The organism is Aeromicrobium sp., assembly GCF_047606445.1.
GTDB lineage: Bacteria > Actinomycetota > Actinomycetes > Propionibacteriales > Nocardioidaceae > Aeromicrobium.
In genome coordinates, this window is sequence record NZ_JASGEK010000013.1 from 25,471 (window position 1) to 40,945 (window position 15,475).

The following is a 15,475-nucleotide window of genomic DNA, read 5'->3' on the forward strand; positions in this document are numbered from 1 at the left end:
CATGCGCGTCTTCAACTGCTCCTCCTGCGACAACCGGCTCTACTTCGAGAACAGCGTGTGCGTGTCCTGCGGCGCGGCGTTGGGCTTCTGGCGGGACCGGTCCGAGATCGTGGTGGTCGGCGACGACGGGAGCTTCGTCGACCCCGAGGGTCTGATCTGGTTCGTCTGCCCGAATCTCGACCTGTCCGGCTGCACCTGGCTGACCCGGTTCGAGGGGGCGCCCTGCTCGGCGTGCGAGCTGACCCGGGTGCGTCCGGCCGACGACGACCCGACCGGCCTGGCGCAGTTCCCGGTGGCCGAGGCCGCCAAGCGGCATCTGCTGTTCGAGCTCGACCGGCTGGGCTTCGGCTACGTCTCGCGCGCCGACGACCCGGACTTCGGGCTGTGCTTCGACATGCTGTCGAGCGTCGGCGAGAACGTGGTCATCGGGCACGCCGACGGCGTCATCACCATCGACCTGGCCGAGGGCGACGACGCGCACCGGGCGAAGGTGCAGGCCGAGCTGGCCGAGCCGTACCGGACGATGCTGGGCCACCTGCGCCACGAGGTCGGGCACTACATGCAGTCGCTGCATGTGACCGAGGGGGAGCGGCTGGAGCGGTCGCGCGAGCTGTTCGGCGACGAGACGGTCTCGTATCAGGACGCCATCGACCGGCACTACTCCGAGGGGCCGCCCGCCGACTGGGCCGAGCGGCATATCAGCACCTACGCGACGATGCATCCGTTCGAGGACTTCGCGGAGAGCTTCGCGCACACTCTGCACATCCACGACACCATCGACACGGCCCGCTGGAACGGCCTGGTGGCGGTCGACCCCGACGCGTTTAGCGTGTTCGGCGACCTGGTGGCGGGGGTGTGGATGCCGCTGTCGACCGCGCTCAACCAGATCAACCGCAGCATGGGCGCCGACGACCTCTACCCCTTCGTCATCGCCCCCGACGTCGTGGCGAAGCTGGACTTCGTGGACTCCCTGCGTCGGCGGTGAGTCAGGCTTCCCAGGGGTTGACGAGGGTCAGGCCGATGCCGTCGAACCCGCCGATGTCGCGAGTGGCGACGGCGGCGTTGTCGACCCGTGCGATGGATGCGATGAGCGCGTCCATGCCGCCGATCGGCAGGCCGAGTCTCCGTCGTGTGTTGGTGATGTCGGCGTAGGCCGGAGCGCAGTCATCAACCAGCGGTAAGACGCGAGGGATGCTGAAGAACAACGCCTCGGCGCGGGTGCGGAGTCCTTCTTTGCGTCGTCCATCGGGCATGGTCTCGATACCGGCGAGAATTTCCGCGCGGTTGATGACGGTGGTCACCGTGTCGTTGTGATGCGCACGAGACCAGCGCACGACGCGAGAGTCAGCCCGTTCTCCGTGCATCAACTCTGAAATGACGTTGGTGTCGAGGATGATCATTCGGCGAACATCTCCGAGTAGTCCACGGGTTCGTCAGGAAGCTCGGGGATGCGTTCGCCGGGAAAGTCATTGCCGATTTGGATGAGCTGCTCGATCCAGTTCAGATCGACGTTCGTGGGTTGGTTGAGCCCAGCGACCAGGATGTCGCGGGCCTCGGCCTCCATCGAGCGACCGTTGGCCGCCGCGCGCATGCGAAGGCGTTGTTTGGTCCCCTCGGGGAGTTTACGAATGGTGATGGCCGTCATGCAACAACGATATCACTGTTGCATTATTGTGCCGATTCGTTCGCGCGCGCTCGCGATGGGACAATAGGGGTCATGACCGAGACGACGCGGACTCTGCCGCTGGTGATGGCGGCTCCGCGTGGACGGGCCAAGCCGCCGCGGCATCTGGCCGATCTGAGCGCCGAGGAGCGGGTGGCCGCCGCGAAGGAGATGGGCGAGCCGCCGTTCCGGGTCAAGCAGGTCGCGCACCACTACTTCGCGCGGTTGGAGCGCGACCCGGCGGCGATGACGGATCTCCCGGCGAGGAACCGCGACGCCATCGCGGGCGCGCTGCTGCCGGAGCTGCTGACGCCGGTGCGCGTGCAGGAGGCCGACCAGGGCACGACCCGCAAGACGCTGTGGCGGCTGTTCGACGGCGCGCTGGTCGAGTCGGTGCTGATGCGGTACTCCGAGCGGGCGACGATCTGCGTGTCGAGCCAGGCCGGTTGCGGCATGGCGTGCCCGTTCTGCGCGACCGGCCAGGGCGGCCTGCAGCGCAATATGAGCACCGCCGAGATCGTCGACCAGGTCGTCGATGGCGCGGCGGCGATGGCGCGCGGCGAGGTCGCGGGCGGTCCCGGGCGGCTGTCGAACGTCGTGTTCATGGGCATGGGCGAGCCGCTGGCGAACTACAAGGCGGTCGTCGGCGCGGTGCGTCGCATGACCTCGCCCGCGCCGGACGGTCTGGGCATGTCGGCCCGCAACATCACCGTCAGCACGGTGGGGCTGGTGCCGCGCATCCGCCAGCTGACTGAGGAGGGCATCCCGATCACGCTCGCGCTGTCGCTGCACGCCCCCGACGACGAGCTGCGCGACGAGCTGGTCCCGATCAACACGCGGTTCGACGTGGCCGAGACGGTCGAGGCGGCGTGGCAGTACGCGAAGAAGACCAAGCGCCGGGTGTCGATCGAGTACGCGATGATGCGCGACATCAACGACCAGGCCTGGCGCGCCGACCTGCTCGGCGACGTCCTGAACTCCTACGGCGACTGGGGCTGGGTCCACGTCAACCTGATCCCGTTGAACGAGGTTCCGGGCTCCCGCTTCACCCGCTCCCGCGACGCCGACACCGACGAGTTCGTGCGCCGCCTGCAGGCCAAAGGCATCAGCACCACCGTCCGCGACACCCGCGGCGACGAGATCGACGCCGCCTGCGGCCAGCTGGCCGCGCAGGAGTGATGACGCCGCACGGCTGGGAGCGAGTCGTCTCGGCCGGAGCGGGTGGCGTGCTTGCCGCGGCTGTGTCGGATGAGACGCGTGCGACCGTCTCATCCCAGAGGTCGCGGTCGAGGTCAGGGAATACGTCCAGTTCGACGAGTTGGGTTGGGTGCGTGAACATGCGGCGGACGCGCTGTCCGAGGGGCATCGCCGCCTGCCCGGAGCCTGCTTGAGACGGGGAAGACTCCTACACCCTTACATCGGAAGATCCCGTTATGCCTCCTGCCACGACCATGGTTCGGCCCAGAAAGGCGGGTACAGCGGCTCGTCGAACTCGAACTCCGCAGGCGGCGGAGTCGCCTCGGTGGCGGCGCATACCCGCCCGTCCGGCAGCGTGAGCCATCGGGCGGTCGTGCCGGACAGGAACTCGGCGACCTGCGCCCAGGCGGCGGGATCGAGCCTCGTGTCCGGCAGGTCGCTCACGGCGAGAAGAGTCGGGACCTGCCGTTCCAGACTCCGGCGCAGCGAGTCGATGCCGTGGTCGGGATCGCCCGAGACGAGTCGAGCGAGGGTTCGGCAGTTCACGAGCGCGACCACCACCCCCGCCTCGTCGTCGGCGCCCGGCGGCATCGCCGGTCCGAAGTCGGGCGAGTACTCGTCGGCCGGACGATCGACCCCGACCAGCGCGACGGTCTCCCCTGCGGCCACGAGATGGTGCACGACGTCGTCGACGAGGTCGGCGAGGGGAGAGCGGTCGACGACGACAAGACACACGGTGGCCATGGCGTCATTCTGGCTCATACCGCAGGGGTGACGCACGATGATGGATTGAGGCAGCGGGAGCAGCCGTTATCCATCACCGTGGCGTTCCTGCGCGGCGGCGTCGACGCGGAACACCACGAACGCGCCGCGCCGCGCGCCGACCCGGCGGGCCGTCTCGACGTCAGGGGACAGATGGACGTGGTGACGGTCGCGCGGGTCGAGGCCGTCGGCGAGGATCGGGCCGATATTGCGTCGCGGCGTGCCGTGGAAGAGTTCGGCGGGCGGTGTCGCGGTCGGGAGGTCGAGGTCGACGGTCACTGAATGTCCTTGCCGCGCACGGATGCGCATCCTCTTCTCGTCGAACTCGAAGCGCTGCTTGTCGTAGCCCGCGACCACACGGTCGAGATCGTCGCGCGTCCACCGGGGGCCGTGGTCGTTCAAAGACCTCAGCAGAACCGTCACCGCCACCCACCCGTTCCGATCCAGCTCGATCCCGATGGAGTCGGGCCGATGTCGGAGCACCAGGGAGAGCCGCTTGGACCGCTTGACGTCGTCGGAGCGCATGAGGCCACTGTGGCACGGGGCGATGGGCGCCTGTGGAAAGTCGGCTGGGCGGATCGCCGTAGTCCGGCTAGCCTCCGGGCATGGAGATCGTGGGGTGCGCGGGGGCAGCCGCGCTGGTCGGGGGATTCGGGCCGTGGGTGATCGGGCGGCTGCCGGAGCCGGAGGAGCCCGCCGAGGGCAAGGCGCTGTACGCCGACATCGCGCGGCCGCGCTGGCTGGCGCCCTTCCTGGCGGTGTTCGCCGGGACGCTCGCCGGAGTGGTCGCCTGGCGGGTGGAGTCCGCCGCGGTCCTGCCCGTGTGGGTCGCGGTGTGCGGCGTCGGCGCCTGGCTGGCCTACATCGACTGGCGCACCCGGCTGCTGCCCTACCTGGTCGTCGCGCCGCTCTACCTCACGGTCGTCGCGCTGACCGTCCTCGGCGCATGGATCGCCGACGACTGGGGGATCGCGGTCCGCGCGGCCGTCGCCAACATCGTCGTCTTCGCCGTCTTCTGGTTGATGCACCTGATCGGCCGGCGTCTCGGCCAGTCCTTCGGGTACGGCGACGTGCGGCTCGCGACGGTCCTGGCGGTGGCGCTCGGACCGTTCGGCGCGACCTCGACCCTCGTCGGCCTGTACGCGGGCTTCGTCATCGGCGCGGTCGCCGGAATCGCGCTGTCGGCGGCCCGGCTCACCGACAAGGGGACGTTCGCCTTCGGCCCCTACCTGATCCTCGGCGCGGTGGTCGGAGCCTGCTGGCCGTCGTGAAAGAATCAGCGCCATGCTTCGCTGGTCCACCGCAGGTGAGTCACACGGTCCCGCCCTCGCGGCCTTCATCGAGGGCATCCCCTCGGGGGTGTCGGTCACACGTCAGAACATCGACGCCGCCCTCGCCCGCCGTCGCCTCGGCTACGGCCGTGGCGCGCGCATGTCCTTCGAGGCCGACGTGTTGGAGATCATCGGCGGCGTCCGCCACGGCCTCACCCTCGGCAGCCCTGTCGCGCTGCGGATCGGCAACTCCGAATGGCCCAAGTGGGAGCAGGTGATGTCGGCCGATCCCGTCGACGCCGAGACGCTCGCCGGGCTCAAGCGCAACGCCCCACTGACCCGCCCCCGCCCCGGCCACGCCGACCTCGCCGGGATGCAGAAGTACGACTTCGACGAGGCCCGTCCGATCTTGGAGCGCGCCAGCGCCCGGGAGACGGCGGCCCGCGTCGCCCTCGGCGAGATCGCCGCGCAGTTCGTCGAGCAGGCCACCGGCGCCACGCTCGTCTCGCACGTCGTCGAGCTCGGCACGGTCGCCGCGCCCGCCGGCCTCGTGCCCGCCAAGCGCGACGTCGAGGCGCTCGACGCCGACCCGCTGCGCTGCTTCGACCCCGAGACGAGCGCCCGCATGGTCGCCGAGGTCGACGGCGCCCACAAGGACGGCGACACCCTCGGCGGGGTCGTCGAGGTCGCCGTGCACGGCCTGCCGCCCGGCCTCGGCTCGCACACTCAGTGGGACCGTCGCCTCGACTCCCGCCTCGCCGCCGCGCTCATGGGCATCCAGGCGATCAAGGGCGTCGAGCTGGGCGACGGCTTCGAGCTGGCCCGCACCCGCGGCTCGCTGGCGCACGACGAGATCGTGCCCGGCGGCGAGACCGGCCTCGACGGCATCCGCCGCGTCTCCGGCCGCTCCGGCGGCACCGAGGGCGGCATGAGCACCGGCGAGATCCTGCGGGTGCGCGCCGCGATGAAGCCCATCGCCACGGTGCCGCGCGCGCTGCGCACCATCGACGTCACCACCGGCGAGGAGACCCGCGCCCACCACCAGCGCTCCGACGTCTGCGCGGTCCCGGCGGCGGGCGTCGTCGCCGAGGCGATGGTCGCGCTCGTGCTGGCCGAGGCCGTCCTGGAGAAGTTCGGCGGCGACTCGCTCGGCGAGACCCGCCGCAACGTCGAGGGCTACCTCGCGAATCTGAGACTGCGTTGACCGGGGCTGGGTCGAGCGGTCCGGTCCTGGTGCTGATCGGCGCGCCGGGGGCGGGCAAGACCACCGTCGGACAAGCGGTGGCCCGACGCCTCGGCGTGGGTTTCCGCGACACCGACGCCGACGTCGTCGCCGCGCAGGGTCGGGACATCTCCGACATCTTCCTCACCGACGGCGAGCCGTTCTTCCGCGAGCTGGAGGAGGCCGCCGTCGCGAGCGCGCTCGCCGAGCACGACGGGGTGCTGGCGCTCGGCGGGGGAGCGGTGCTGAGCGAGGCCACCCGGCAGCGGCTCGCCGGGCGCCCCGTCGCCTACTTGGAGGTCGGCCTCGCCGGCGCGGCGCAGCGGGTGGGCTTGAACGCCAGCCGTCCGCTGCTCGTCGGCAACGTCCGAGGCCGGCTCAAGAGCCTGCTCGACGAGCGCCGACCGCTCTATGAGGACGCCGCCCGTTGGCGTGTCGAGACCGACCACCGCACGTCCGCCGAGGTCGCCGACCTCATTGTGACGTTGATCGAGGAGGACCCCGTATGAAGCTCCGGGTCGCGACCGCGCAGCCCTACGACGTCGTCATCGGACGAGGAGTGCGCGACCAGCTGCTCGACCTCGTCGGCCCCGACGCCGAACGGGTCGCCATCATCCACTCCCCGCACGTCGCCGACCGTGCGACCGGCCTGCGCATGCCGCTGGCCGACGCGGGACTCTCGGTCCGGGTGATCGAGGTGCCCGACGCCGAACAGGCCAAGACCACCTCGGTGCTGGCCGAGTGCTGGCGGGTGCTCGGCGAGGCCGGCTTCACCCGGTCCGACGTGGTCGTCGGCCTCGGCGGCGGCGCCACCACCGACCTCGCGGGCTTCGTCGCGGCCACCTGGCTGCGCGGCGTGCGCTTCGTCAACGTGCCCACCACCGTGCTCGGCATGGTCGACGCGGCCGTCGGCGGCAAGACCGGCATCAACACCGCCCAAGGCAAGAACCTCGTCGGCGCCTTTCACGAGCCCGTCGGCGTGCTGTGCGACCTCGACGCGCTGCCGACGCTGCCCGTCCGCGAGGTGCGCAGCGGCCTGGCCGAGATCGTCAAATGCGGCTTCATCGCCGACCCGTCGATCCTCGACCTCGTCGAGCACGACCCGGAGGCGGCCGGCGACGTGCGCTCGCCGGTCATGGCCGAGCTGATCGCCAAGGGCATCTCGGTCAAGGCCGCCACGGTCAAGGGCGACCTGCGCGAGGCGGGCGGCTCGCGCGGCGCCATCGGCCGCGAGGCGCTCAACTACGGCCACACGCTCGGCCACGCCATCGAGCGGAACGAGGACTACGCCATCCGCCACGGCGAGGCCATCAGCGTCGGCATGGTGTTCGTCGCCGAGCTCGCCCGCGCCGAGGGGCTCATCGACGACGACCTCGTCGACCGGCACCGCGCGACCTTGGAACTGGTCGGCCTGCCGACGTCGTATCGGCGCGACGCGTGGCCGCGGCTGCTCGACGCGATGCGGCTCGACAAGAAGACCCGTGGCAACACCCTGCGTTTCGTCGTGCTCGACCGGCTCGGCTCGCCGCGCATCCTGCCGGTCACCGACGAGTACCTGCTGCGCGACGTCTACCGGGCGGTCAGCGCTTGATCGACCTCGACGGACGCCGCTTCCGCGCGGCGGTGGCGCTGCGCGAGCTGAAGGCCGACCGACTGCTGGTCACCCGGCTCGTCAACGTCCGCTATCTGACCGGCTTCACCGGATCGCACGGCGCCGTCGTGCTCGCCGCCGACGGCACCGCGACCCTGCTGACCGACGGCCGCTACCAGGATCAGGCGGCCGCCGAGTGCGACGGCGTCGAGGTGCGGGTCGAGAAGACTCTCCTGAAGCCCGCCGCCGAGCTCGCGCCACGCGCCCAGTGGGCGGTCGAGACGCACGCGATGCCCGTCGACGACCATGCGGCGTTCACGAAGGAGGTCCGGTTCGCGCCCGTGTCGGCCGGGCGGCTCGTCGAGACGCTGCGCGAGGTGAAGGACGAGGCGGAGATCGCGCTGCTCACCCGCGCCTGCTCCTACTCGGTGGCCGCGCTGCGCAAGATCTGGGACGGCCCGCTGGAGGGCCGCACCGAGCGCGACATCGCCGCCGAGCTGGAACGGACGATGGTCGCCTACGGTGCCGACGGGCCCGCGTTCGAGACGATCTGTGCGGCCGGGGAGCACTCCGCCATCCCGCACCACCGGCCCACCGGCCGCGTCGTCCGGTCCGGCGACCTGCTCAAGATCGACTTCGGCGCGCGCGTCGAGGGCTATCACGCCGACTGCACGCGCACGGTCGTCGTCGGCCGCGCCGCGAGCTGGCAGCGCGAGATCCACGCCGCGGTCCGGCAGGCTCAGGCGCTCGGCGTGGCCGTGCTGCGCGAGGGCACGACCCCGGCCGAGGTCGACGCCCTGGTGCGCGCCGACCTCGAGGAGTCGGGCTGGCTGGAGCGCTTCACCACCGGCCTCGGCCACGGCGTCGGCCTGGAGATCCACGAGGACCCGTTCTTCGGCCCGAAGCGGACCGGTAGACTCGGCGACCGCACTGTGCTGACGATGGAGCCGGGGATCTACCTGGCCGGTCGCGGCGGCGTGCGCATCGAAGACACCGTCCGCGTCACTCCCGGCGACCCCGAGGTGCTGACGCGGGCTCCCACCGACTTGTTGGAGATCGCCTGATGGCCACCACGAACGACCTCAAGAACGGCATGGTGCTCAACATCGACGGACAGCTGTGGTCCGTCGTCGAGTTCCAGCACGTGAAGCCGGGCAAGGGCCCCGCTTTCGTGCGCACCAAGCTCAAGAACGTCGAGTCCGGCAAGACGGTCGACAAGACCTTCAACGCGGGCACCAAGGTCGAGACGGCCTCGGTCGACAAGCGCGACATGCAGTACTTGTACAACGACGGCACGTCCTATGTGTTCATGGACACCGCCACGTTCGACCAGATCGAGATCGCGCCCGAGCAGATGGGCGCCGTGCCGGACTTCCTGCTCGAGAACCAGGACGCCGTCGTCGCGTTGAACGAGGGCCGCGTGCTGTACGTCGAGCTGCCGCTGTCGGTCGAGCTCGTCGTCGAGCACACCGACCCGGGCTTGCAGGGCGACCGCTCCTCGGGCGGCACCAAGCCCGCCCGTCTGGAGACCGGCCGTGAGATCCAGGTTCCGCTGTTCTTGGAGACCGGCGAGAAGATCAAGGTCGACACGCGCGACGGCAGCTACCTCGGCCGCGTGAAGTCTTGATGGAGGGCAACTGATGGGCGCGCGCACCAGATACCGCAAGCGCGCCCTCGACGTCCTCTTCGAGTCCGAGCTGCAGGGCCTGCCGCTCGGTGGCTCGCTCCCGGAGCGGCTGAGGACGAACTATCCGCCGATCAACGCCTACACGGTCACCCTCGTCGAGGGGGTGGCCGAGCACGCCGCGCGGATCGACGCGCTCATCGAGCGGCACGCGCGCGACTGGACGCTCGACCGCATGCCCGGCGTCGACCGGAACCTGCTGCGCATCGGCCTGTTCGAGATCCTCTACGCCGACGACGTGCCCGACGCGGTGGCGGTGAGCGAGGCGGTCGAGCTGGCGCGCGAGTTGAGCACCGACGACTCGCCGTCCTTCATCGGCGGCGTCCTCGGCGCGATCATCGACGCCAAGCCGGGACTGGCCGCCGAGGCCTCAGCCACGCAGTTGGCCGAGGACGAAGGAGAACGCGAAGGGGCGGTCGACTGACACCCGCGTGTCGTCGCCGCTCCATCGCCCGGCCTCGGCGTAGACGCCGGAGCCGGGCGTGAGTTCCAGCGCCGTCAGCGCGAGCTCCGGCCGCGTGTGGACGATCCAGTAGTGACCGATGCCCCAGGCGGCGTAGCGGGCGCGTTTGGTCACCTGGTCGTGGGTGGTCGAGTGCGGTGAGACGACCTCGATCGCCAGCTCGATGTGTTCGGCGCTCAGTAGGGGGATGTTCCAGGCGTCGACGCCTTCTTTGACGACCACCACGTCGGGCACGAGATAGGAGTCGCGGCGGAAGGCGACGCCGCAGGGTGAGATGACACGGCGGGGGCCAGTCACTCTGCGGAGCATGTAGGCGAGTTCGGTCGCGGACATCTCGTGGCGGGACTCGGCAGGCGGCGGGGGCACGATCAGCTCTCCGTCGAGGAGTTCGTAGCGGCCGGTCCCGTCGTCGGGCAGGTCGTCGACGGTCCACGGCCCCGCGCGATGGGGGAAGGTGACGGACATGCTGGTCCTCCGATCAGGGTCGGCACTGACTCTGGCAGTGTGGCATGGGCGAGCGACATGACGCCAGGATCGGTCAGGCTCGCCAGTCTGTCGAACGAGTCGTCCACAGGTCGTGTGACCTGCGGGAATGTGGGATTCACCGCACACACAGGTTCCCGTTAGGCTCTTCTCGGTCATCCGTGGTTCGATAGGACATATGCCCGCGTTCACCCCCTTCTGTCATGGCCTGCCTCGGCGGGCCGCGGAGCTTATGGCGTGAGCGCGGCTGTCGCGGCCGATCCGGTGGACGCCCCACCGACACCCAGCACTGGATCGCATGTGGCCGCTCTCGACGGGTTGCGCGGTGTCGCGGTGCTGCTCGTGGTCGTCTACCACGCGCTGCCCGAACGCCTGCCGGGCGGCTTCGCGGGCGTCGACGTCTTCTTCGTGCTGAGCGGCTTCCTCATCACCACGTTGCTGCTGCGCGAGCGCGACGAGACCGGGCGGATCGCGCTGCGCCGGTTCTGGGTGCGCCGGCTGCGGCGGCTCGTCCCGGCGATGGCGGTCATGGTCATGGTGACGATGGCGCTGACCGTGGTCGTCGGCCGCGACACCGCCGCCGGTCTGCGCAGTCAGGTGGTCGGGGCGGTCACCTGGACGAGCAACTGGATCCAGATCCACGAGGGCTGGTCCTACTCGGACTCCTTCCTGCCGCCGCTGTTCAACCACCTGTGGTCCCTCGGCATCGAGGAGCAGTTCTACCTGCTGTGGCCGCTGGTGTTCGTCGCGCTGATCGGCCCCTTCGGGCGCCGCCGGTTCGTATGGGCGGCGTTGGCGGTCGCGGCCGGCTCGGTGGCGCTGATGGCGGCCTGGTACCAGAGCGTCGACCCGACCCGCGCCTACATGGGCCTCGACTCGCACGCCTTCGGCCTGCTGCTCGGCGCGGCGCTCGCGCTCAGCGGGGTGCCGCACGCGCTGTCGGAGCGTCCGGCCGGGGAGGAGCAGGCCCGGCGCCTGTCCTTCCTGGGCACGGCCGGCCTCGTGGTGGTCGTCGCGTTCTCGCTGCTCGTCCCGTGGGACAGCCCACGTACCTTCCTCGGCGGGCTCGGCCTGGTGAACCTAGCGACGGTCGGCGTGATCCTCGCCGCGGCCAATCCGACGCCGGTCGCCTCGGCGTTGAGCCGGGCGCCGCTGCGGTGGCTGGGGGAGCGGTCGTACGGGCTGTACCTGTGGCACTGGCCGCTGATCGTCTTCGCCGTCCGGGTGGCCGATCCCGAGGACGTCGAGGTCGCCAGCTGTCTGGCGGTCGTGGTCGCTCTGGCGGCGGCGGCGCTCTCGTACCGTTTCGTGGAGACGCCGATGCGCGGCGAGGGCATGCGTGCGACCTTGCGCCGCTGGGGATCGGTGTTGCGCCAGTCGCGCCGGCGCCGGGTGGTCGTGGCGCGGCTCGCGGCGACCTTCGGCTGTCTGACGGCGGTCTTCGCGGTCGCCGCGCTCCTGCAGGCGCCCGGCGACTCCGAGATCGACCGGGTCTTGCGCGAGGGCCAGTCGATGACGGTCTCGGTCGCCGACCTGGAGAAGGTCGAGGGGCAGCCGGAGGAGAAGACGAGAACCTGCGAGGAGGTCGCGGTGAACGCGCCGCTGAGCGCCTTCGGCGACTCGGTGACCATCGCGATCACCCCCGTGCTCGTCGAACGCCGCCCGGGCACCACCTCGGTCGCCGAGGTCGGCTGGCAGTACACCGACGTGGCCGCGGCGCTGCGCCAGGCGAACGCCGCCGGACAGCTGCAGCCGGCGGTGCTCATCGCGACGGGCACGAACGGCGTGATCGACGCCGCCGATCTGGAGGCGTTGGTCTCCAAGGATCTCGCCGGGCGCCAGGTCGGCCTCGTCGCGCCCTATGTGCCGGGACGCTCCTGGACCGACCAGTCGCTGTCGGCGGTCTATGCGGTGGCGGAGAAGTACGACCACGTGCACCTGGTCGACTGGAACGCGCTCGCCGCGTCCCGCCCGGACCTCACCATCTCCGACCGCGTGCACCCCACGGCGGTCGGCCACGCCGTCTTCGCCGACCTCATCGGCACCGCCCTCGCCACCTGCGAGGAGTGAACGCCAGGAGGTAGCTCAGGCACCCTACGGAGGAGCGGAAGGTAAGGGAGGAACCTTACCGGCTCTCCATAGGGTTGATCCGCTACCTCTCGGGTGTTTGTAGGGTTGCTGAGGTACCTCCCACGGTCGATCGGCACGGCGGAGGGCGCGTCGAGCCGGGTCGCCGTCCACGCTGCTAGGGTGACACTGATCGACATCCTTTAACGGCCGTCCCGTGAGGCGGAGAAGGAGGTCAGCATGGTCACGCCTCGTGACGCATCTGATGCCCGCACGGTCCTCGACGCCGCCGAGATCGGCCGCGCGTTGACCCGCATCACCCACGAGATCCTCGAGCGCAACCACGGCTCGTCCGACCTGGTCATCCTCGGCATCCCGACGCGCGGCGTCGACCTCGCCCGGCGCATCGCGGCGAAGATGAGCCAGGTCGAAGGACGCCCCATCGCCTCCGGCGCGCTCGACGTCACGATGTACCGCGACGACCTGCGGCTCAAGCCCGCCCGCGCGCTGGAGCACACCGAGACGCCCGAGGACGTCGACGACAAAATCGTCGTCCTCGTCGACGACGTGCTGATGAGCGGACGCACCATCCGGGCCGCCCTCGACGCGCTCGGCGACCTCGGCCGCCCCCGCGCCGTCCAACTGGCCGTGCTCATCGACCGGGGCCACCGCGAGCTGCCGATCCGCGCCGACTTCGTCGGCAAGAACCTGCCCACCGCCCTGACCGAGAAGGTCCGGGTCCGCCTGGCCGAGGCCGACGACACGAGCGACTTCGTCGCCATCGTGGGAGCTGATCAGTGAAAAAGCATCTGCTGAGCGCGGCCGACCTCAGCCGCAGGGACGCGATCGCGATCCTCGACACCGCCGCCGAGCTGCTGGGCGTCGCGAAGCGTCCCATCAAGAAGCTCCCCACGCTGCGCGGCCGGACCGTCGTCAACCTCTTCTTCGAGGACTCCACCCGCACCCGGATCTCCTTCGAGGCCGCCGCCAAGCGGCTCAGCGCCGACGTCATCAACTTCTCGGCGAAGGGCTCCAGCGTCAGCAAGGGCGAGAGCCTCAAGGACACCGCGCTGACCTTGCAGGCGATGGGCGCCGACGCGGTCGTCATCCGCCATCACGCCTCGGGCGCGCCGCAGCGGCTCGCCGACGCGGGCTGGACCGACGGGGTCGTCGTCAACGCCGGCGACGGCACCCACGAGCACCCCACGCAGGCGCTGCTCGACGCCTTCACGATGCGTCAGCACTTGAGCGGCCTCGGCCAGGACCTCGCCGGCCAGCGCGTCACCATCGTCGGCGACGTCCTGCACAGCCGGGTCGCGCGCTCCAACGCGCTGCTGCTGAGCACTCTCGGCGCCGACGTCACGCTCGTCGCCCCGCCGACGCTCCTGCCGGTCGGCGTGGAGCAGTGGCCGGTCGCCACCGGCTACGACCTCGACGAGGCCGTCGAGGGCGCCGACGCGGTCATGATGCTGCGCGTCCAGCGCGAGCGCATGAACGCCTCCTTCTTCCCGAGCGCGCGCGAGTACAGCCGCCGCTACGGGCTGAACACCGCCCGCATGAACCGCATGGCCGAGCACGCGATCGTCATGCACCCCGGACCGATGAACCGGGGCATGGAGATCACCGCCGACGTGGCCGACTCCGACCGGTCGGTCATCGTGGAGCAGGTCACCAACGGGGTGGCCGTCCGCATGGCCGTGCTCTATCTGCTGGTCGGCGGCGCCCAGGACAACGAGGAGACGGCATGACTGACTACGTGATCCGCGGGGCGCGCGTCCTCGGCGGCGAGCCCACCGACATCGCCCTCTCCGGCGGCGTGATCGAGGCGATCGGCGCCGGACTCGACGCCGGCGGAGCCACCGAGGTCGACGCCCGGGGCCTCATCGCGCTGCCCGGCCTCGTCGATTTGCACACCCACCTGCGCGAGCCGGGCCGTGAGGACGCCGAGACCGTCCTGACCGGCAGCCAGGCCGCTGCGCGCGGCGGCTTCACCTGCGTGCACGCGATGGCCAACACCGACCCCGTCGCCGACACCGCGGGCGTCGTCGAGCAGGTCTGGCGGCTCGGCCGCGAGTCCGGCTACTGCGACGTCCAGCCCGTCGGCGCGGTCACCGTCGGCCTCGGCGGCACGCAGTTGGCCGAGCTCGGAGCGATGGCCGACTCCGCCGCCACCGTCCGGGTCTTCTCCGACGACGGCAAGTGCGTCTGGGACCCTGTGCTCATGCGCCGGGCGCTGGAGTACGTCAAGGCCTTCGGCGGCGTCATCGCCCAGCACGCCCAAGAGCCCCGGCTGACCGAGAACGCCCAGATGAACGAGGGCGTCCTGTCCGGCGAGCTCGGCCTGCCCGGCTGGCCCGCCGTCGCCGAGGAGTCGATCATCGCCCGCGACGTGCTGCTCGCCGCGCACGTCGGCTCGCGGCTGCACGTGTGCCACCTGTCGACGCGCGGCTCGGTCGAGATCGTCCGCTGGGCCAAGAGCAAGGGCTGGGACGTCACCGCCGAGGTCACCCCGCACCACCTGCTGCTCACCGACGACCTCGTGCGCTCCTACGACCCGATCTACAAGGTCAACCCGCCGCTGCGCACCGCCGACGACGTCCAGGCCGTGCGCGAGGGACTGGCCGACGGCACCATCGACGTCGTCGCCACCGACCACGCCCCGCACCCCATGGAGGACAAGGAGTGCGAGTGGTCGGCGGCCGCCTTCGGCATGATCGGCCTGGAGACCGCGCTGTCGGTGGTGCAGCAGACGATGGTCGACACCGGGCTGCTCAGCTGGGAGCAGGTCGTCGACCGCATGTCGGCGGCCCCGGCGAAGATCAGCGGCGCCGGCGGAGGCCACGGCCGCCCCCTCGCGGTCGGCGAACCGGCCCACCTCGTGCTCTACGACGCCGACGCGACACGCGTGGTCGCACCCGACGACACCGCGTCGCTGTCGCGCAACACTCCCTACTCTGGTCGGGAACTGCCCGGCCGGGTCGTCGCCACGTTCCTGCGTGGCGTCCCCACCGTCCTCGACGGAACATTGCAGGAGGTCAACGGATGAGCGAGCGCCAGCGAGTGAAAATCGAA

Annotated in this window: 18 protein-coding genes; 13 read left to right on the top strand and 5 right to left on the bottom strand. The window is 70.7% G+C overall.

Annotated elements, in window-relative coordinates:
• Position 1: 1 nt before the first annotated feature.
• Positions 2–985 carry a putative zinc-binding metallopeptidase gene (locus tag QM621_RS03455; RefSeq protein WP_414988958.1) on the top strand — a complete coding sequence of 328 codons (984 nt, stop codon included), beginning with the start codon at positions 2–4 and terminating at the stop codon, positions 983–985.
• 1 nt (position 986) lies between these two features.
• Here the strand turns inward: QM621_RS03455 and QM621_RS03460 are convergent, their stop codons facing one another.
• The gene (locus QM621_RS03460) at positions 987–1,400 is read right to left on the bottom strand and encodes a type II toxin-antitoxin system VapC family toxin (RefSeq protein WP_414988959.1); all 414 of its coding nucleotides are present in this window, start codon (positions 1,398–1,400) and stop codon (positions 987–989) included.
• Positions 1,397–1,645 (bottom strand): FitA-like ribbon-helix-helix domain-containing protein, encoded by a 249-nt coding sequence (locus tag QM621_RS03465; protein ID WP_414988960.1) that lies wholly within the window; start codon positions 1,643–1,645, stop codon positions 1,397–1,399. Before QM621_RS03465 ends, QM621_RS03460 begins: the two co-directional genes overlap by 4 nt.
• A 72-nt stretch (positions 1,646–1,717) precedes the next feature.
• Between QM621_RS03465 and rlmN the strand changes: the two genes are divergently transcribed.
• Positions 1,718–2,842, top strand: coding sequence for a 23S rRNA (adenine(2503)-C(2))-methyltransferase RlmN (rlmN, locus tag QM621_RS03470; RefSeq protein ID WP_414988961.1), 1,125 nt, complete (start codon positions 1,718–1,720; stop codon positions 2,840–2,842).
• Positions 2,843–3,094: 252 nt separating this feature from the next.
• On the opposite strand, the gene QM621_RS03475 is transcribed toward rlmN, so the two are convergent.
• Positions 3,095–3,604 (bottom strand): hypothetical protein, encoded by a 510-nt coding sequence (locus QM621_RS03475; RefSeq protein ID WP_414988962.1) that lies wholly within the window; start codon positions 3,602–3,604, stop codon positions 3,095–3,097.
• A gap of 66 nt (positions 3,605–3,670) precedes the next feature.
• Positions 3,671–4,147 (bottom strand): RNA 2'-phosphotransferase, encoded by a 477-nt coding sequence (locus QM621_RS03480; protein ID WP_414988963.1) that lies wholly within the window; start codon positions 4,145–4,147, stop codon positions 3,671–3,673.
• A gap of 80 nt (positions 4,148–4,227) precedes the next feature.
• Here QM621_RS03480 and QM621_RS03485 point away from each other — a divergent pair, with 80 nt between their 5' ends.
• From QM621_RS03485 to nusB, 7 genes are read left to right on the top strand one after another with little or no spacing between them, the layout of a single operon-like run.
• Positions 4,228–4,893: a prepilin peptidase gene (locus QM621_RS03485; protein ID WP_414988964.1), complete on the top strand. Its 666-nt coding sequence runs from the start codon at positions 4,228–4,230 to the stop codon at positions 4,891–4,893.
• A 13-nt stretch (positions 4,894–4,906) separates the two neighbouring features.
• Entirely contained in the window at positions 4,907–6,097 is a 1,191-nt protein-coding gene (gene aroC, locus QM621_RS03490; RefSeq protein ID WP_414988965.1) for a chorismate synthase, read from the top strand.
• Complete coding sequence (locus QM621_RS03495) at positions 6,094–6,624, top strand: shikimate kinase (RefSeq protein WP_414988966.1); 531 nt, start codon at positions 6,094–6,096, stop codon at positions 6,622–6,624. The genes aroC and QM621_RS03495 overlap by 4 nt, the downstream gene beginning before the upstream one ends.
• Complete coding sequence (gene aroB, locus QM621_RS03500; RefSeq protein ID WP_414988967.1) at positions 6,621–7,706, top strand: 3-dehydroquinate synthase; 1,086 nt, start codon at positions 6,621–6,623, stop codon at positions 7,704–7,706. Before QM621_RS03495 ends, aroB begins: the two co-directional genes overlap by 4 nt.
• On the top strand, positions 7,703–8,770 hold the full coding sequence (locus QM621_RS03505; protein ID WP_414988968.1) for a M24 family metallopeptidase: 1,068 nt from the start codon (positions 7,703–7,705) through the stop codon (positions 8,768–8,770). Before aroB ends, QM621_RS03505 begins: the two co-directional genes overlap by 4 nt.
• Positions 8,770–9,333, top strand: a complete 564-nt coding sequence (gene efp / locus QM621_RS03510) for an elongation factor P (RefSeq protein ID WP_414988969.1) — start codon at positions 8,770–8,772, stop codon at positions 9,331–9,333. The genes QM621_RS03505 and efp overlap by 1 nt, the downstream gene beginning before the upstream one ends.
• Positions 9,334–9,346: 13 nt before the next feature.
• Positions 9,347–9,814: a transcription antitermination factor NusB gene (nusB, locus tag QM621_RS03515; protein WP_414988970.1), complete on the top strand. Its 468-nt coding sequence runs from the start codon at positions 9,347–9,349 to the stop codon at positions 9,812–9,814.
• On the opposite strand, the gene QM621_RS03520 is transcribed toward nusB, so the two are convergent.
• Entirely contained in the window at positions 9,761–10,318 is a 558-nt protein-coding gene (locus QM621_RS03520; RefSeq protein WP_414988971.1) for a Uma2 family endonuclease, read from the bottom strand. The two genes, nusB and QM621_RS03520, sit on opposite strands and share 54 nt — an antisense overlap.
• Positions 10,319–10,573: 255 nt before the next feature.
• Between QM621_RS03520 and QM621_RS03525 the strand changes: the two genes are divergently transcribed.
• The 4 genes from QM621_RS03525 (at position 10,574) to QM621_RS03540 (ending at position 15,449) form a co-directional block, all read left to right on the top strand.
• The gene (locus QM621_RS03525) at positions 10,574–12,406 is read left to right on the top strand and encodes an acyltransferase family protein (protein ID WP_414988972.1); all 1,833 of its coding nucleotides are present in this window, start codon (positions 10,574–10,576) and stop codon (positions 12,404–12,406) included.
• 237 nt (positions 12,407–12,643) lie between these two features.
• Positions 12,644–13,204, top strand: a complete 561-nt coding sequence (pyrR, locus tag QM621_RS03530; protein ID WP_414988973.1) for a bifunctional pyr operon transcriptional regulator/uracil phosphoribosyltransferase PyrR — start codon at positions 12,644–12,646, stop codon at positions 13,202–13,204.
• Positions 13,201–14,151: an aspartate carbamoyltransferase catalytic subunit gene (locus QM621_RS03535; RefSeq protein ID WP_414988974.1), complete on the top strand. Its 951-nt coding sequence runs from the start codon at positions 13,201–13,203 to the stop codon at positions 14,149–14,151. The genes pyrR and QM621_RS03535 overlap by 4 nt, the downstream gene beginning before the upstream one ends.
• Positions 14,148–15,449: a dihydroorotase gene (locus tag QM621_RS03540; RefSeq protein ID WP_414988975.1), complete on the top strand. Its 1,302-nt coding sequence runs from the start codon at positions 14,148–14,150 to the stop codon at positions 15,447–15,449. The genes QM621_RS03535 and QM621_RS03540 overlap by 4 nt, the downstream gene beginning before the upstream one ends.
• Positions 15,450–15,475: the final 26 nt, after the last annotated feature.